The sequence below is a fragment of the Sporosarcina sp. QA0331 genome (assembly GCF_055808055.1).
On record NZ_CM147850.1, the window covers coordinates 2,858,815 to 2,876,717 of the forward strand.

The window sequence follows — 17,903 nt, forward strand, 5'->3', positions numbered from 1 at the left end:
GTACGTAAAATCATTCTCCTATAAAAACTGGTTTTCGTTTATCTACGAATGCTTTAATTCCTTCCAAATGGTCTTTTGTTTTTCGCATCTTTACTTGCATTTCGCTTTCCAACCGCAACACATTTTCCAATTCAGCAATCTTCTGTTCATGTAAAATCTTTTTGGAGGCAAGCATCGCTGCGATTGGAGCCGATAGAAACTTTTGTGCGAGTGCTTCGGAAGCTTGGCCAACAGTCCCGTCCGGAACTACTTGATCGACAAGCCCCTTTTCTCTCGCCTTTTCTCCGTTCATCACTTCTCCGGACCAGATGAGTTGTTTCGCCATCGGCACTCCGATTCGCTCTTTCAAAAAGAAATGGCCCGCTCCGTCAGGCACAAGACCAATTCCGATAAAGTTCATCGCAAGTTTACTGTTTTCTTCAGCAACGATGACATCGCAGCCGAGCGCCATGCTGAAACCGAGCCCAGCTGCAGCGCCGTGAATTGAAGCAATCGTAATTTGCGGCAGTTCGTATAACTCTTTTGCCAAGCGCGATACATCGATCATCACCTTTCCAATATCCATTGGTGAATCCGGGTCAACCATTTTCTTAATATCTCCACCAGCCGAAAATGCTCTACCTTCTCCATGGATGATCAATACTTGGGCTTCCGTATCTGATTTCAATGCTTCGAAAGCATCCGCTAATTCCTTCATCATTATGTCGTCCATCGCATTCATGGAAGCTGGCCTATTTAGCTTTAACCGGGCAAGGCGCCCTTCCTTCGTCAGTTCAATTGTAGAGTACATCACATTCCACCCCTTCATTAATGAATAACCATTCATTACTACTTATTCGATGACTATTCTAGAAACCCTTTATTTTTTTAAAAACCCCTATCACAAAATGACAGGGGTTGTTGCAAGTTATAAAATTACTGTTGCACAATTTGAATTAGGTTTCCGCATGTATCGTCGAAGACCGCTAGAGTGATTTCGCCCATTGTCTTCGGCTCCATAAAAAACTTCACACCGAGTTCCAGTAATCTCTCGAATTCTTTTTGAATATCTTCAACTGCGAACATTGTTGCTGGGATGCCATCTGCGTATATCTTTTTTTGATAATCTTTGGCCGCAGGATGGTTATTCGGTTCAAGCAAAAGTTCGGTACCTTCTTGATTCTCAGGAGAAACTAGCGTAATCCATCTAAACTCTCCGGCTGGAACGTCGTGCTTTTTTACAAAGCCTAGCTTTTCCGTATAAAACTTTAGCGCTTTCTCTTGATCATCTACGAATAAACTTGTAACAATGATTTTCATTATTTTTGCCTCCATTTTTTATATATGGTACTCAACTAACTCCATTATTTTGCGCTCAGTCAACTTGGATTGTCTGAGGAAAAATCCTTTCAAGATGCTCAATTTTCTTTTCGATATATTCTTCAAACGTTAGGATGTAGGCAGCGGGATCTTTCGGATTTTGGAATTGGGTAATTTTGCCGGTAGCCGGATCCATGAATTTACTCGATGCGCCGCAACCGATTCCGATGATCGTTTGCACTTCTTCCATAATAATGATGTTGTAAAGGCTCTCTTCGCCCGGCTTCGCATATCCGACATTCTCTAAATTACCGAGAATGTTTTTTTGGCGATACAAATAATACGGAACATAACCGTTTTCCTTCGTCCATTGCTCGCCCATCTTCATCATCTGTTCAACCGTTTCTCTATCCGCCACTTTATATTTCTCTTTGTTCCTCGTCATCTCGGAAGCCCGTTTGAATGAAAGCGTATGGACTGTCAGCGACTCGGGTTGCATCTTTTCTGTTTCATCAAGCGAATGGCGGAATTCTTCGAGCCCTTCATTCGGCAAGCCGATAATAAGATCCATATTAATGTTTTTCATCCCCATATTTCGGGACAGCCAGAATTTATCGATCGTTTCTTGGACGGAATGATGCCTGCCAATCGCCTTCAACGTCTCATCCGTATACGATTGCGGATTGACGCTGATCCGATCGATGCCCCATTTTTTCAGGATATCGATTTTAGCAGACGTAATTGTGTCAGGACGCCCCGCTTCGACAGTTACTTCCCTCACTTCTTTCATATGAGGGAATGAATCATACATCGTCTTATAAAGGGCATCCATTTCATCTGCTTCGATAGAAGTCGGCGTTCCTCCGCCAAAATAGATTGTCGTAATCTTGATGTCCCGTTCTTTCAACCATTTCCCGATCTCACGAATTTCTTCATGCAACCCGTCAAGGAAAGATTCGACACGGCCGTTTTTCCGATGGATTGCGTAAGCCGGAAACGTGCAATATGCACATTTTGTCGGGCAAAATGGAATGCCGATATAGATGCTCACATCGTTTTCAATTTGATGCAAGTCAGGGATTGCCTGTAGCTGAACGTTCTCTATCGTTGCTAAAAGCTCACTTTTCTCTTCGGAAATCCGGTGCTTCTCCATTAAAAGACGTTTTGCCGCTTCGACATCATGTCCTTGTTGGCGGTACTTGTGGAAAAGTTTCATCGGACGAATTCCCGTCAGAATTCCCCAAGATTGTTTCATGCCGGTGAGCTGCTCCAAAACTTCGAGGAATACGTGGGAATAAACCCTTTTCAGCTGACGTGTCTCGGTTTCGGAATTGTCCGTCGTTACTTGTTCAATAAACGTCGCATTGAATTCATTGCCATCGTACGTTAAATAGGCGTATCCTTGAATTGTTCCATTGTCTTTACTTATGGATAGATCGACAAGAATTCCTTCTTCTTTTGGATCTGTGAGGACTTTCGATTGTTCGAAGAAGAGGTTAGCGAGATGGGTGAACATCCGTATCCAATCTTGTTCGAATGGTTTTGTAAGAATTATTTTTTGCATGTTTTGATCCATCTTTCTATTATCGTTTCTAATACCTGAAATAATAACACAAAAAAACCGGCTGAGCCGGTTTTATTGCATGGATTCATACATTTCTTGAACCGGTTTCATCAGTACACGGTTCACTTCTTCAATTAGGCCGCTCAATTTCATTTCCGCTTGCAGCATTTGCATGATTTTTTCATTTTGCTGAGCTAATTGAGCCGTTTTTTGGGCGTATTCCAATTCCTCATGTGCTATTTCTTCGCCTTGCATTTGCTTTTGTTGAAGAGTCATTTGGATCTTGCGGAAGCTTTTGAACAGCTCAAGCGCCTGCTCATCATTCTTCACTTCCTCAATCGCGTTTTTCACCTCTGCAAATTCGTCTGTCTTCCGAAATGTAGACTCCAATTTGTTCAAGTCGTCATAAATATTAATAGTCATCCTATATTCCCCCTTAGTTTGTAAACAAGACGATTAACCCTTGCACAATCCCGATGAGACCGCCTAAAAACCCGCCAAGAACTGTTATCATTTTGAATTCCCGCTTTGAAATGCCGAGGACGAGATCTTCTAAGACAGCTACTGGGAAAGTATCGACTTGCTCTTTGACAATTTGATCGAGCTTTAGTTTTTTCAATGATTCCTCTAACTGCTTTTGCGCTTGATCAAAAGCGAACTGCGTAACTTTTGGCGTCAAATTTTCTGCCGTCCAGTCGGAACCATTCGGCCAATAATCCTGAATTGTTTTATTCAATCGAGCATCTAGCGCAAGTTCCTTGTTAGCATATGCTTTGACGGAAGTGAACAGTCCACCCCAATTAAACCCAGCAAACAGTTCCCCCATCGGCCGTTTTTGCAGCTTCTCAAATTCCTTATCGATAACTGAATGCAAGAGATTGTAAGTTCCTGGCGCATTGATGAATTTCAATGCTTCCCGCTGCACCTTCTCAACAAGCGAGTTGGAATCGCCGAAGAGCATGTTCAACATGCCGCCGAATGTCCCTTTTGACTCAAGAAAGTCATTGATCAATTTTTGGAACATCACTTTTCCTTCATACGAATCCACAAACTGCTCAGATCGCTTCAGGACATAGTTTGTCATTACAGGAATATGTGCTTTCGCCCGTTCCTGCCACTCTATTGGCACAATCTCTTCAATTGTGCCCGATGTCAATTTCGTGCGCACGCTCATGAGTTGGGCGTCAAGTAGAGACTCGATTTTACGCTCCGCTTTCTCAACAACATCGTTCGCACCCGCCATTTGCAGCCAATCATGCAATGTCTTGTCCGATTGTAGTACATGCTCCTCAAGCTTGCTTTGGAGGAACGCTTCCGCTTTTCTTTCCATTTCTGGAGTCAGTAATTTATTTTTCAATACATCGGGCGTCACTAAATAATTCGTGACCGTCCTCCCTAATTGCACGGCAAGCTCGTCACGCCGTTTTGGAATCAACCCTGGTGTAAAAGGCAGCCGCCAGTTTCCGATATATTTCGCTTCATGGGGTCTGAACAGCATTTTTATTGCCAAATGATTCGTAAAAGCACCTATCAACGCCCCAATGAAAGCCATAAACAACAACGTCCATATGAAATCCATCGCTTCACCTTATTTCCATTTCGTTCGGTTTCCATTATAACAGAACGCCTTCAATTGGAAAAAACATTCGACCCTCTCATCTTAAACCGCATTGATAAAATACCTTCCATCTGGTGCGTTTATTTCAAAGAAGTATTTTTTATTTTTCTTTAATTTTTTTAACTCCTTGCCAGTTCCAGGTGAAATTTGTAACTCATCTATGATAATATTCCCCTGTTCATCTTTCACTCGTAGCCACACATCGTTCTCACTATTCGCATCGTTAATAACCTTCTTTGTCCAAAAAAGGCTATCGTATATTACGTAATCTTGTGAAGTAATCCCGTCATAGGAGAAACTAATGTCATGCCATTCTCCACGCTCCCCTGTTATTTCCACTATCCCAGTAACCTTTGGAAAAAATAATTGATTAACAACTCCTACATCTTGCACGACTAGAGAACCGATTATAGTAATCACAAAGGTAATTAAGCATCCTATAAATACTTGTAAACGACGCTTTTTATTAATGCGTTTAAACGGTTTTTTCGCTTCTTCAAAGTTAGATTCGATTATCTGTTCATTGGGCTGTTGCATCAATTGCAAGACTTTTTTACAATCATCACAAGTATCGATATGTGCTTCTACCAAGTCAATCGTTTCTTCGCTACAAATTCCATCAATGTAAGAAGGTAATAAATCTCGGATAACATTACATTTCATCTAGTTCCATCCATTCTGCTAAAGTGCATTTCGCACGATAATATGTAACTCTCGCCCAGTTTTCAGTTTTTCCAAAGATAAGCCCAATTTCTTTAAAGCTCAATTAAGTTTTGTGCGAAGCAGAAAGATTTCTCGATACGGCTCCTTTAATCTCTCGATTTCCATATGAATTAATTGTTGGATATCTTCTTTCAGTAGTGCAACATCTGGTGAATCCTCATTGGACTGAAAGTGAACGCCAGTTTGTGTCAATTGCTCAAAGCTTGCATGATTTCTATATTTCTCCTTTTTCAAATGATCATAATGGGTATGCTTGGCGATCTGACATAACCAAACTGATGTTTTGCACGTACCATTATCCTCCTTCCTCTATAATGGCTTGCCTACTTATATATAGAATGAAAATCATATTCGTTACAAGAAACATATAATTATTTTTGTCTGAATTAAAAAAGCTATTTGTATGGGGTTTTACTATAACTCTCACCGCATTAGGAATGGTGCCAATATCAAGACCAATAAAAAAATCCATTTTGAACAATCTCTGTTCAAAATGGACGTATTCAGCGTATATATGCAATTTTTAAATAGATGGACTGAACAAGACAAAGCATTGTATGTTCTAATTTTCTAACGGGACAATTACTTTATTGTTCCCTTTGATGATTCGGATTTCTCCAGCCAGTAATTAGCTTTTGCAGTATCTTGAACAACTCCTATACCCATCTCATATTTCTTCCCTACGTTAAACATCCCATCCGAATCTCCACTATTAGCAGCCTTCAAATTCAATTCAAATGCTTTTGTTAAATCTTTTTCTACACCTATTCCATTTCCATATAGATAACCTAAGTTGATCATAGCTGTTGTATTTCCATTATTAATACTTTCTAAATACCATTTTAAGCTTTCTTCAAAATCAACATTTACATTTATTCCTTCTTGATAATAGTAGGCTAAAATTCCTTGTGCTTCTACATCATCGTTTAGTGCCAAATCGTGCAACTCTTCAATTGAAAGCTGGCTATAGTCCTTTTCCACATTCAATAGAAGATACAAACCAATTACAGAAATTAAGCTTACAAAAACAAAAACAAAATTTCTCTTCTTCATCATAGTCTCCTCTAATCTATCTATTTCATTCCTTGCCATCCTATCGTACATTTTATTTTGAATATTTACAACTATAATTATATTGCTTCTATCAAAGTATCTATCTTGTTAGTTTTATGAGGAATAATGAACAGTATTATCATGCTTTCCCATTTGAGTACAAGAGTTATCAAGAATGATCTTTTTGGATTAGGTGATTTGGTTTTTCATCTTCACAAAAAAATCCCCAATGATTTACTCAAATGTAGATAACTCTTCTATAACTGAGGTTAAAAAGTCTTGTTCAAATTTAATATAGTAAGCCTCATCGATCTTTGAACCGATCATCCCTTCTTTTAGAGATACCAATTGTATTGAGGGAAGTTCCTTTTCATTCTCAAACAATTGTTCAATTGGAAAATTGCCTTCTATTTCAGTAGTAAATTGTTTAAATTGTGTCTCTGTTAATCCGTTTGTTGTTTGATTTATAACTGCGTTAATAAGGTTTAATTGATCTTCTTCGGTTAGGCTTCCTCCTACTGTAGCATCCATCAGTAAGGCGACAACCTCTTCTCCATTCAAACGATTCGTCCCTTTTTTCAACTCGAATGCTACTGTTGATATTGCCCTTACCCGAATATCTTCTTGTAATTCGTACTCGATACCACTCACTGAGCCAACCATTTCTGAAAGGGTTTCTAAATCAATAACAGCATAATAATCAATTGTTAAATCAAATAGGTTAGATACAGCTGTTCTTACATCTTCAGCTCCTCCCGAACCGTTTACATAAGCATGTGACAATTTTTCATATGGGGTCGTACTTTCTTTATCCAGTATTGGAGCATAAGTATCACGAGGGATTGATAGAACTTTCATCATATTTTTTTCTTTATTATACGTAAGTAAAAGGTTAATAGGTATTCTATTATTAACATCTTTCACTGTCAGTAGAGTGGTCATGAACAACTCGTCTTCTTTAAATATTGATTCACTTGCATTCCCTACGTTATTTTCCTTAATTTCATTAGTAATGTTCCCTTGAAGGGTCGATGGAATAAACAGAAACATACATAAACCCACCACTAATAAAGAAACTGTAAGCGGAGCGAATTTTTTTGAAAAAGAAATAAGTGATCTCTTTTTTGTATAATCCTTCTGTTCTGGATTATGTATTTTTTGAAACACTTTATTACGGTCTTCTTTCGTAAATCTTAGTTCGTGATCAGACGTATTATAAAACTTATCTCTTAATCGTTTATCTTTCATTAAGTTCAGCCTCCTTTATCAACGGCTCTAATCTTTGTTTTGCTCTTCTCAATCGAGTTTTTACCGTATTAAATGGGATATCTAAGACATTGGATATTTCTTCTACCTTTAACGACTCATAGTAGTATAGATATACAACTTCCCGGTACATTTTTGGAATGGAAAAAATTGCGTCTTTCATCTCGTCGCTTTTGTATTTATCAATAACAGTTTTCTCTACTGATGGGGATATGGATCTTGCCGTTTCATTTATAAAACTTTTTACTTTGACCATTTTGTAATTCCAACTTTTTAAATAATCTTTGCATTCGTTAATAGCTATACGATAGAGCCAAGTTTTAATTTGTGCGTCATTTCGAAACGAATCCAGTTTTTTATAGCATTTGATAAATGTATTTTGAACCATGTCCTTCGCTATCTCTGTATCTTTCACATAAGAAAATGCCACTCGCACCAATTCATTACCATATTCAATCATCAGTTTTTCCAACACGTAATCTTTCTCTTCCTTGTCCACTTTACAATCCCTCCCTTCAATCAATTACGAATTCGCTATTAGACGATTACCAAAACATAATGGGTTCAATTATGACTGATTAAAAAGCCTGTATCTTAGATCACAAAGTAATCATAGATACAGGCTTTTTGGTTATTGTTCCTATTTTACAGTCTGGAATTATTGCATAGGCCTCTCAAAGAGCCAATTTTCCTTCTTCATCCAATTTGATATGCGTATCATTCCAAGTTAGCTCAAGCGGATATGATTCCGATACCTTTTTTGAAAAATACCAACGACGACCTGTTGGAACGAGGACGATAAAGGTATCACCGCGTCCGAGGAAGTTCAGCTCATTTGGCTCCACTTCGGTTCCATTGCGTAACGGGATACCAAGATCCTGCAACTCATCGCCTACTTCGACAACATGAGGGGTTGTCATTCCGATCTCACTAATATTTAAGAACGATTCTTTTGTCAAATCTCCAAAAAGATCACGTTTCCTACGACCGATCAATTCAACAATATTGCCGGTTGGGTCTTCAAAATACATCGAATCCGCATCAAAGCTTGGAAAATAAACTTCATCCCGCCCTTCTTCGCGACTCAGCGTCACACGATCCAGCATCCAATATTTCATCATGGAAAATTGATTACCCGGGATATTAATGGCGAAATGATAAAATGCGGGTTGTTCACTTTGCTGGAATGTCAACTGTGATTCGCCGATCCTTACAGTAAACTGCTCAGCTGTCGACTCGGTCATATCGAGTTCCAGTATGTTTACGTAAAAACGACGTAATGCTTTTATGTTATTTGTATATAGTTTCGCAGACTTGATCATCTTCACTTTTCCCCTATCTCTGCATCTTTATTTAATTTATTCAAACCTTTGTACATTAACAATAATACAGCATAAATAAGTAATGCCCCGAATATTAAATTCCATAGGTCGAAGAAAATAGCTCCGAAATTATTCTGTTGAAATAGCTCCGATCCAAATGTAATTGAGGAGTTCCCATAATACTCCATCCATGCAAATGGCCATCCGAATCCATATTCATTCCCCGGAAGTATAAATGCAGAAGCAACTGCAAGGATGACACTCAGTACAAACATCTTTTTATATTTCAGCAATGCCATTCCGCCTTTCCCTACTTTTATGGATGCAATTCAACGCCGTAAAATTTTTTCGTCACCTTATTCAAAATCTCCATTTTCGGACCGTCTTCAAAGTTTTCTATGCCATTGGCAAATTCCTTTGAACAACTGTCGGTCACTTCTATTCCGGTATAGAGGATATCCACTTTATCTGTAGTAAATCCGCCTGTTCCAAAAGTATGGATACACGTTGGATCGATTGGCGTCCTGTTTCCTGCTGGATCTACATAATAATAGTGATCGGTCACCGTACCATATTGCATATCAGGCAAGGATGTTGCAAAATAACCGTCTTCGTTTATGTGATGGATTGCGAGATCCCCTTCATATGTGAGAGCATGCGCTCCTTGCACATTATAGACCGCCATTGCATAACCCGTGTAGCCTTCAGGGATTAAATAAATTGCTTTCGTTTCGCTTTGTCCACAACCAGACAAAAACAACATTGTAACTAAAATGATTATGGAAATCCCCTGCTTCATTAATCGTCATCTCCAATAAATAGTAGTGACAGTTTTAAGAATACTTGATAAACTACTCTACAACTATCTTACCATATACTATGAATAAAAATGGAGTGATTCTTATGATCCGCTATCCAAGACCATTGCAGCAAGGAGACACTATTGGCGTGACAGCTCCTTCGTCTGGAGTTGATGAAAGTCTTCACCATCTCGTCCATCATGCAAAACACCAATTTGAAAAAAGGGGGGTTAAGGTAAGCGTAGGTGATACAGTGTGGACACAAAATAAGTCTGCTTCAGCGGCGAAAGAAATCCGTGCAACAGAGCTAATGGATATGTTCAACAATCCAGAAATCAACGCAATTATTCCTCCTTGGGGAGGACAAATTCTGATGGAAATATTGCCTTTGATCGATTGGGAGGCAATTGACCCGAAGTGGATTTTAGGTTATTCGGATTTGAGCACCCTCCTATTTGCGATGTCAGTCAAAACCGGTATTGCGACTGCACATGGTCCGAACTTCGTTGAATTGCGTAGTGATGAATGGGAACCTGTTGCAAGTCAGTTTACGAATGTATTACAAACTCCTGAAGGATCAAGCATTGAACAACATTCCTCTGAAAAGTTCCAATCCAAATGGCAGCACGATGCACCGAATGACCCTTATGTATATAAACTCGATTCTCTTACAGAATGGAAGACGATCGGAACAGATACTATTGAATTGGAAGGACGTTTTTTAGGCGGCTGCATTGATACAATCCGCCATCTCGTTGGAACTACTTATGGCGATATCGCTTCATTTCAGAAGAACTTCTTGAATGATGAGCCGATTTTATGGTATTTCGAGAACTGCGAATTGAACGCTGCTGATTTCCATAGGTCAATGCTTCAGTTCGTCTATGCAGGATGGTTTAACAATGCTTCAGGAATCATTTTCGGTCGCTCCCCTGCTGGTCAAGAAGTCGGTGGCTTTACTGTACTAGATTCAATGGAAAGAATAAAAGAGCTGATTGGATTGCCGGTCATTTACGACTCTGATGTAGGGCATGTACCCCCACAAATCACATTCGTGAACGGGGCACACGGACGAGTGTCAGTTAAAAATGGAAAAGGTCGTGTGAAAACGACATTTCGATAATCATCCGGCTGACTTTTCTGTCAGTTAACGATAGAATGGAAGAAAGTTGTTTTTAAGGGGGAGTATGACGATGCCAATTTCTTTTCGCAAACATGAAGAATTTTTCACATTCCACGACCCGATGCAAGACGGGAAGCTGATTGACAGAAAAACAGAAATCAGATTCGATCCATTAACCGGTGAAACGTCCCGGATCATTTTCGATCCGGACGCCCCATTCGTGACTAAGGATTATTCTGAGCTTGCCAAGGCGACGGAAGGTGCAAAATGCCCTTTCTGCGCTGAAAATGTATCTAAAATCACACCTCGGTTCCCTGATGAACTCGTGGAAGGCGGACGGTTTGTTGGAAAAGAAGCGGTAGTCTTTCCGAATCTCTTCCCTTACAGCAAGCATAATGCAGTTGTCCGCATGTCCAATCAACATTATGTGAAGCTCGAGGAATTTACGGAAGCCCTTATTGCGGATGCTTTTAAAGCTGCTCATCAGTATATCCAAAACGTTCTGGAGTTTGATGAAAAAACGAAGTATGTCTCCGTCAATTGGAACTACTTGCCACCATCCGGAGGAAGCATCCTTCATCCGCATATCCATGTGTTGGCTTCCGAACAGCCGACGAATTATCAGGCAGCCGTCACATCAAACAGTCATGCTTATTATGAAAATGAAGGAAGGAACTACTTTACTTCACTTGTTTCTGAAGAAAGCAAGCTGAACGAACGCTGGATCGGAAAAGAAGGCAACATCAACTGGATGCACGCTTATGCTCCTAAGGGCCATTGCGACTTCATCGGGGTTTTCGAAGCGGATTCTTTCAATGAACTGGCTGCTGAAAGCTATGATGATCTTGCGAAAAGCCTTCTCCGTTTCTTCAGCTATTTCAAGGAAGTCGGATTGGAAAGCTTCAATGCTGCGTTATTCATCCCAGTGAATAAGCAGACGTACGAGAAAGTTCATTTCCGGCTGATCCCCCGAATAACAATAGGGATGCTTGAAACAAGCGATATGAATGTTTTCAATTACTTGCATGGAGAACCTTTGTCATTGAAAGCTCCTGAAGATGTAGCCAAGGCAGCAGCAAAGTTCTTTGGGTGAAAGGAATGAAGCAAAGTTTTGAATAAAACAGTTATAGACCGGGTCGGAAGAAGCGTTACTTTTCCCTTCCCACCAAAACGAATCGTTTCATTATGTCCGGGCATTACCGACACATTATTTGCACTTGATCTAGAAAAGAAAATCGTCGGGCGGACCCGATTTTGCATCTATCCGAAAGGCAAGGTCGAAAATGTACCCGCTGTTGCAGGCACAAAGGACATCAAACTGGGAGCAATCCAAGACGTTCAGCCGGATCTTATCGTCGTTGAAAAAGAGGAAAATACGAAAGAAATTGTAGAGGAACTGGAGAAATTCTTCCCTGTGTACGTCGCCGAAGTTCAATCGGTAGATGAAGCATACAAGATGATCGAGGAAATGGGAACCCTGACAGATCGGGATGATGCTGCCGCGAAGTTAATTAACTCTATCCAATTCCAATTCGCCTCTTTGCCAAAAGCAGCTAGTAAGCGCATCGGCTACGTCATTTGGAGAAAGCCGTATATGGTCGTCGGGAAAGATACATACATCAACTCGTTATTAGAAAAGATGGGATTTGTCAATCCATTTACCGAAGCGGATGGCAGATATCCCGCCGTTACAGCCGACGATTTTCAAAAAGCGAAATTGGATTACGTATTGCTTGCATCAGAGCCCTTTCCGTTTAAAGAAAAACATTTCAGCGAGTTTTTGGACATGATGCCGGAAACTGAACCGGTCCTCGTTGACGGGGAAATGTTCTGGTATGGACCAAGGATGCTTGAAGCCGCAGCTTACTTTCAACAACAGTTAGAAATATAGTAAACAAAAGCCATCATCATCAACTTCGATGCTGGCTTTTTACATTCATTACAAATCGGAGAGTTCTTTCTGGATCTTTAGACGATATTCTTCATTACCAAGCAAGTTTGATTCAAACGAATTAAGATTGTTTCGAATGAGCATTCCTTCCCAAAAGCTTAAATCATCGGTAAAGATCACCATTTGAATTTTATCGCCATTATGATTTTCTGCGTACATTGCGTCGTTTAAAATGAATGCAGTCGATCCACCTTTTGCACCAAGATGTACAAAACGCTTCTTGTTGCCTTCGTTTAGTTGCATCGGCCACTCAAGTAAATCCCTTGCTGTCTCAGCAGCTTTCTCAGGAAGCTGATCATTCGAAACTACCGCCAATAACTTTCCATAATTATTAGCTGATGCACCAATCAGACGATCCGACCATACTTTTTGTACCTGTAAGGGCAAATTAAATGTATAATCTTCAATCTTGATAACTCCTTCCTTCAGTTGGGTACTTAAATGCATCGCTAACTCTCGATATTGCTTAGGCGGCATCGCTTCAAGATCGCTAATTAGTTCCTCGTTGTTCATCGATTCACTTTTCCAATATTCCGGAATTAAAAGAGCGCTGACAATCGGATAGACTTCTTCATGCTCCGTAAGCCCAAGGGATATTGCACGCTCATTGATAGCATCTGCGCCAAGCAAATGGATTAGATAATCTGTATTGGCATTGGAACTATAGGTCACCATTCCTTTTGCAACGTCATGTAGCGTTACTTCATTTTCAGTAATTTCCCCATCGCTTTCCATCGTTTTCAGCCACTCTTCATGTGCATTCCCATCCGTGTCTTTAAAATAATACCGGGATAGCTCATCCAAGGATACGCGGCTATCTTTATCCAACAATCCTTCATCTATTTGCATCGCATATTCAACAGCAATCAACATCTTCACCGTGCTTGCCAATGGTCGGACTACATCGGATTGATAAGTGATTAATTCAACGCCATTTTCCGCTAAGTAAAAAGATGTCGTTTGCGGATTTTCTTTTACATGCTTTAAAACATAATCAGGGTTATCTCGAAAGATAGAAATGATTGAAATTCCTACGACAAGAATAATTGCCCCATAAGTTATTAATCTCTTCTTTGTATACGTTTTTTTATTAAATACGATCATTGCAATAAAACCAACAACAATTGCAAGAAGATAATTCACATTAAACAATAGGACCGCCATAATAATTGATAGCGCAATTATCTCCGTCACAATTACCCTTCTTATTTCCTCTTTCGTTCGATTCTCTTTTTTAAGTAAAGACAAAGGTGTAAGAATTATAATACCTAACATCCCAATCCAAGCATAAATGTTCACTTAGTCACTTCCTTTTAATAGATTCTCTTGAACACCGAAATGAGGATTCCATGAAGGATCATTAAACCTGAAATTAAAAACCAAATAACTAATTTGTATGTATCGTAATCCAAATGACTAATGAAATGGTCATACAACTCGATTAAAAACCATCCTAATGGAATTAAAGGAAATACAATTCCATAAGATTTGTTTGAAATGCTCTTTCCCCGCTCATCCTTATTCTCCTCGCCCATTTCGAATTTCAGCGAGATAAAGACTGCGACAAAGAAAATGAGTACATAAATAATTCGTAGAACAGCTAGAAAAACTTCCATTTTTATTCCTCCCCCACTTCGTATTGAAAAACTTCGTGTAAATCCACACCAAAAAATAATGCTATATCAAAGGCTAATTTCAGTGATGGATTATACCTGTTTTTTTCAAGCGAAATTATCGTTTGCCTGCTAACGCCCAACCCGTCGGCTACTTCTTTTTGTGATAATCCTTTTTCAGCTCTTAATACAACAATTCGATTACGAATCTTTCTTTCATTAGAATACGACATCTCAGCTCACCTCTTATAAATATAGTGTAATATATTTTTAACACTAAGTAAAGTATTTTTTACATATAGTCTGAAATAATTTACTTGTCGGCATATAAAAAACACGGGAGCATCGTAAAGATGGTCTCGTGTTTTTAATTACCTTAATGAATTATAGATCGTCGACATCCGAATAGCATGCTCCATCTCGTCATGCATAGCGATGAAGAGCGGGTTGTACGCTTGCTGAAAAGGAATCGTCAACAACATTTCCTTATACGTCTCTACTCCATCCAATTCATCGACAAGTGCTTGCTTGACGCATTCCTTGAAGTTATAGCATGGAATCGGTTTCTTTGGATTTTGTACAAACGTCCCAGTCATCATATAATAGAGTTGTTGAAACATTTCATAATGGCTTTTTTCATCCTCATATGCATGTTGGATGAAGTCCCGCCAAAGCGGATCGTCTGTTTTCTCATACATGGACTTGTAAAAATAATAGTCCTTGTATTCACCCTCGATGGCTTGCTTTAATTTATCGACAAACACGTCAGCACCCTTTCGCGTCTTTTGTACACTTTATGCGGACGGGCGCTTGTCTATGAAAGGAGCGATTCAATTGCTTCAGCATTTCAGCTATAAACCGATGTTTGCGGGCGGCAGCTTACCTGGTTGGACGTTTTCATTTTTTTATAAAAACGAACGTTTCACGGGAGACTATAAACCAGACGGCACTATTGAGTGGACCGGCGAAACGCCAACCGACGAAGCAAACGTCATAAAAATGATCCACGAGCTGATGACATTCCATGTTTATGAATGATGGAAATTTTTCCGGCCATACTATCCCTCGATAAGGAGGCGATAGATATGATGAAGGATAATGAAAAGACCCCTGAGCAATTGCAGAAAGAAAAAGATCAATTGAAAGTGCAAAACCAGAAAACTGAAAACGTCTTTGAGGATAAAAGCCGGGTGCCTAATGAGCAAAACGCTTGGAAAGAAACCCAGTATAGACGCGGCGAATAACAAAAGCGCAGGGCGCCTGCTTAGAGGCGATGGGCATAAGGCGAAGATGCGGCGTGGCGCTTTTTGCCACAGAGCATCTTTGACTTATGACCCCGAGCCTCTGGCGCCCGGAGTCTAGACGATAAATAAGGGCAATCCCAAATTGGGATCTGCCCATTTTTACTCCCCCGCCAACTTCCTTCTTCCGAATATGAAATAATAATAGAATGACGATACAATATACAGTCCAGCAGTAATCGTGAATGCATATGCGTAGCCCCAATAGGATCCGTGCGCAACGACTAATCCAGTTGCGACCGAGCCCATCGTTGCCCACCCAAGATTGAACACCATCTGGTTCATGGAATTGGCGAGTCCCTTGTATTTATCGGATACGACTTCCATCGCGACGGCGCTTTGGATCGGGTTGCCCGCGTTCATGAGCGCCTGTCTAAGCAAGAATCCTAGTGACGCCAACCATAATGATGTCGTATACGCCGTTAATAGTAGGAAAGGGATCGACAACGCTTGGAATAAAATAATTGCCCTCACCTTACCAACTTTCCGCGAGAGTGCTGGACCAATCATCGCGGCTACCGCGGTCATTGCTGAACCTAATGATAAAACAAGTCCGATATAGGAATTGGAAGCATCAAAACGATTCGCAAAATACAAATTCAAATACGGAATGACTAAACCAGAACCGAATCCGATCAATAAGCTTGCAAATGAAAAATGGAAGATGACAATTAAATTCCGCTTGAAGCTATCATCTGCTAGTGAGGCCTCTTCTATTTGCTCCTTTTTTTCCTTCGGGGATTCAGTCGATCTCTCCTGCAATTTGAATAATGGAATTAAGCCTGCTGTAAAAATAGCCGCTCCTAAAAGCAACGCATATCGAATCGCTTCAGTTGCGCTTAGATTGAATACTGTTTCCAACACGTCCGCAATGATCCCGCCTGCCAAACTGCCGAATACATTCGCGATAGTAACGATTGCAAAATTGATGCTGAACAGCTTTACCCGTTCCGTCGGGGATGAGTTCTCCGCAAGAAACGGGATGCCTGATACTTGAACGAATGCCATGAATAAACCCGTCAAAAATGCAGCCGTAATAATAGGAGTTTCTGCGACTGCAATCCCCCTATAGAATAGCGTCGTCACCGTTAAAACTGCACCACCAACAATCATCCATTTTCGCCCGAATCGATCACTTAAAAACCCGGCAGGCACTAGCATGATTGCAGAAGCCATCGCAGTCATGGAAATCACTTTCCCATTTACCGTTTCCGGCATCCCTAATTCTCGTATGTATAAATTGTACATGACCATGAAAACACCCATCCCGATTTGGATAAGCGCGTTCCCGATTATAAAAAGCCTGACATTCCGATTGAAAGAGGAAAATTTACGTCCCCATTCACTGAACCATTTCATCTTTAATTCCAACTTTCCGCAGCAAATACTTCGACACTCTAAATATACGTGTTTACGAAACATTTCGCAACGGAATTTTCATTATAATCAAACCTTTGTATGCGGGACAACTTGCTTTAAGCGCGGGATACTCCCTTTGGACGTGCAACCCCTCCCTTTGGACGCGCAACCCCTCCCTTTGGACGCGCAACCCCTCGCTTTGGACGCGCAACCCCTCCCTTTGGACGTGCAATCCCTCGCTTTGGACGCGCAACCCCTCCCTTTGGACGCGCAACCCTTCGCTTTGGACGCGCAACCCCTCCCTTTGGACGTGCAACCCTTCGCTTTGGACGCGCAACCCTTCGCTTTGGACGCGCAACCCCTCCCTTTGGACGCGCAACCCCTCACTTTGGACGCGCAACCCCTCCCTTTGGACGCGCAACCCCTCGCTTTGGACGCGCAACCCCTCACTTTGGACGCGCAACTCCTCCCTTTGGACGCGCAACCCCTCCCTTTGGACGCGCAACCCCTCCCTTTGGACGCGCAACCCCTCCCTTTGGACGCGCAACCCTTCCCTTTGGACGTGCAACCCCTCCCTTTGGACGCGCAACCCCTCACTTTGGACGCGCAACTCCTCCCTTTGGACGTGCAACCCCTCCCTTTGGACGCGCAACCCCCTCCCTTTGGACGCGCAACCCCTCCCTTTGGACGCGCAACCCCTCCCTTTGGACGCGCAACCCCTCGCTTTGGACGCGCAACCCCTCACTTTGGACGCGCAACTCCTCCCTTTGGACGCGCAACCCTACGCTTTGGACGGACGCGCACCCCTTCGCTTTGGACGGACGCGCAACCCTTCGCTTTGGACGCGCAACCACCGACTTTAGACGCTCGCCTTCTAAAATAAAAAAACTGCCACGGAAAGTCATTGTTCT

Annotated in this window: 22 protein-coding genes; 5 read left to right on the forward strand and 17 right to left on the reverse strand. The window is 41.1% G+C overall.

The annotated features are described in order from the left end of the window. Nucleotides 1-10: 10 nt before the first annotated feature. From AC0L13_RS14515 to AC0L13_RS14570, 12 genes are all read right to left on the reverse strand, one after another. Complete coding sequence (locus tag AC0L13_RS14515) at nt 11-790, reverse strand: enoyl-CoA hydratase (protein WP_473640787.1); 780 nt, start codon at nt 788-790, stop codon at nt 11-13. A gap of 125 nt (nt 791-915) precedes the next feature. Continuing rightward, nucleotides 916-1,299: a VOC family protein gene (locus AC0L13_RS14520; protein WP_473640789.1), complete on the reverse strand. Its 384-nt coding sequence runs from the start codon at nt 1,297-1,299 to the stop codon at nt 916-918. A gap of 55 nt (nt 1,300-1,354) precedes the next feature. Beyond that, entirely contained in the window at nt 1,355-2,863 is a 1,509-nt protein-coding gene (locus AC0L13_RS14525; protein WP_473640791.1) for a coproporphyrinogen III oxidase, read from the reverse strand. Nucleotides 2,864-2,935: 72 nt separating this feature from the next. Further along, the gene (locus AC0L13_RS14530; RefSeq protein WP_473640793.1) at nt 2,936-3,286 is read right to left on the reverse strand and encodes a YlbF family regulator; all 351 of its coding nucleotides are present in this window, start codon (nt 3,284-3,286) and stop codon (nt 2,936-2,938) included. 13 nt (nt 3,287-3,299) lie between these two features. After that, on the reverse strand, nt 3,300-4,442 hold the full coding sequence (locus tag AC0L13_RS14535) for a DUF445 domain-containing protein (protein ID WP_473640795.1): 1,143 nt from the start codon (nt 4,440-4,442) through the stop codon (nt 3,300-3,302). 81 nt (nt 4,443-4,523) lie between these two features. Continuing rightward, complete coding sequence (locus AC0L13_RS14540) at nt 4,524-5,144, reverse strand: zf-HC2 domain-containing protein (RefSeq protein WP_473640797.1); 621 nt, start codon at nt 5,142-5,144, stop codon at nt 4,524-4,526. Nucleotides 5,145-5,786: 642 nt separating this feature from the next. Further along, entirely contained in the window at nt 5,787-6,257 is a 471-nt protein-coding gene (locus AC0L13_RS14545; RefSeq protein WP_473640799.1) for a tetratricopeptide repeat protein, read from the reverse strand. A 234-nt stretch (nt 6,258-6,491) separates the two neighbouring features. Beyond that, the gene (locus AC0L13_RS14550) at nt 6,492-7,505 is read right to left on the reverse strand and encodes an LCP family protein (protein ID WP_473640802.1); all 1,014 of its coding nucleotides are present in this window, start codon (nt 7,503-7,505) and stop codon (nt 6,492-6,494) included. Next, entirely contained in the window at nt 7,495-8,022 is a 528-nt protein-coding gene (locus AC0L13_RS14555; RefSeq protein WP_473640804.1) for a sigma-70 family RNA polymerase sigma factor, read from the reverse strand. Before AC0L13_RS14555 ends, AC0L13_RS14550 begins: the two co-directional genes overlap by 11 nt. A gap of 175 nt (nt 8,023-8,197) precedes the next feature. Then, on the reverse strand, nt 8,198-8,845 hold the full coding sequence (locus tag AC0L13_RS14560) for a glyoxalase (protein ID WP_473640806.1): 648 nt from the start codon (nt 8,843-8,845) through the stop codon (nt 8,198-8,200). Nucleotides 8,846-8,847: 2 nt separating this feature from the next. Then, nucleotides 8,848-9,138, reverse strand: coding sequence for a hypothetical protein (locus tag AC0L13_RS14565; RefSeq protein ID WP_473640808.1), 291 nt, complete (start codon nt 9,136-9,138; stop codon nt 8,848-8,850). A gap of 23 nt (nt 9,139-9,161) precedes the next feature. Next, the gene (locus AC0L13_RS14570) at nt 9,162-9,644 is read right to left on the reverse strand and encodes a DUF6843 domain-containing protein (RefSeq protein WP_473640810.1); all 483 of its coding nucleotides are present in this window, start codon (nt 9,642-9,644) and stop codon (nt 9,162-9,164) included. A gap of 104 nt (nt 9,645-9,748) precedes the next feature. Between AC0L13_RS14570 and AC0L13_RS14575 the strand changes: the two genes are divergently transcribed. The 3 genes from AC0L13_RS14575 to AC0L13_RS14585 all read left to right on the forward strand — a co-directional run bounded on the left by AC0L13_RS14575 (nt 9,749) and on the right by AC0L13_RS14585 (nt 12,659). Next, the gene (locus AC0L13_RS14575; RefSeq protein WP_473640812.1) at nt 9,749-10,768 is read left to right on the forward strand and encodes a S66 family peptidase; all 1,020 of its coding nucleotides are present in this window, start codon (nt 9,749-9,751) and stop codon (nt 10,766-10,768) included. A gap of 70 nt (nt 10,769-10,838) precedes the next feature. Continuing rightward, nucleotides 10,839-11,861, forward strand: a complete 1,023-nt coding sequence (locus AC0L13_RS14580) for a hypothetical protein (protein WP_473640814.1) — start codon at nt 10,839-10,841, stop codon at nt 11,859-11,861. 18 nt (nt 11,862-11,879) lie between these two features. Continuing rightward, complete coding sequence (locus tag AC0L13_RS14585; RefSeq protein ID WP_473640817.1) at nt 11,880-12,659, forward strand: ABC transporter substrate-binding protein; 780 nt, start codon at nt 11,880-11,882, stop codon at nt 12,657-12,659. Nucleotides 12,660-12,707: 48 nt separating this feature from the next. Here AC0L13_RS14585 and AC0L13_RS14590 read toward each other — a convergent pair whose 3' ends face one another. The 4 genes from AC0L13_RS14590 to AC0L13_RS14605 form a co-directional block, all read right to left on the reverse strand. Further along, nucleotides 12,708-14,018 carry a serine hydrolase gene (locus tag AC0L13_RS14590; protein WP_473640819.1) on the reverse strand — a complete coding sequence of 437 codons (1,311 nt, stop codon included), beginning with the start codon at nt 14,016-14,018 and terminating at the stop codon, nt 12,708-12,710. A gap of 14 nt (nt 14,019-14,032) precedes the next feature. Further along, a complete protein-coding gene (locus AC0L13_RS14595) occupies nt 14,033-14,335 on the reverse strand; it encodes a hypothetical protein (RefSeq protein WP_473640821.1) in 303 nt (100 codons plus the stop codon). 2 nt (nt 14,336-14,337) lie between these two features. Continuing rightward, nucleotides 14,338-14,565, reverse strand: a complete 228-nt coding sequence (locus tag AC0L13_RS14600) for a helix-turn-helix transcriptional regulator (protein WP_473640823.1) — start codon at nt 14,563-14,565, stop codon at nt 14,338-14,340. A gap of 138 nt (nt 14,566-14,703) precedes the next feature. Continuing rightward, complete coding sequence (locus tag AC0L13_RS14605; protein WP_473640825.1) at nt 14,704-15,096, reverse strand: ferritin-like domain-containing protein; 393 nt, start codon at nt 15,094-15,096, stop codon at nt 14,704-14,706. Nucleotides 15,097-15,166: 70 nt separating this feature from the next. Between AC0L13_RS14605 and AC0L13_RS14610 the strand changes: the two genes are divergently transcribed. Then, nucleotides 15,167-15,370: a YheE family protein gene (locus AC0L13_RS14610; protein WP_473647034.1), complete on the forward strand. Its 204-nt coding sequence runs from the start codon at nt 15,167-15,169 to the stop codon at nt 15,368-15,370. 47 nt (nt 15,371-15,417) lie between these two features. Beyond that, nucleotides 15,418-15,576: a hypothetical protein gene (locus AC0L13_RS14615; RefSeq protein WP_473640827.1), complete on the forward strand. Its 159-nt coding sequence runs from the start codon at nt 15,418-15,420 to the stop codon at nt 15,574-15,576. Between the two features lie 159 nt (nt 15,577-15,735). Here the strand turns inward: AC0L13_RS14615 and AC0L13_RS14620 are convergent, their stop codons facing one another. Further along, a complete protein-coding gene (locus tag AC0L13_RS14620; protein ID WP_473640829.1) occupies nt 15,736-16,992 on the reverse strand; it encodes an MFS transporter in 1,257 nt (418 codons plus the stop codon). Nucleotides 16,993-17,903: the final 911 nt, after the last annotated feature.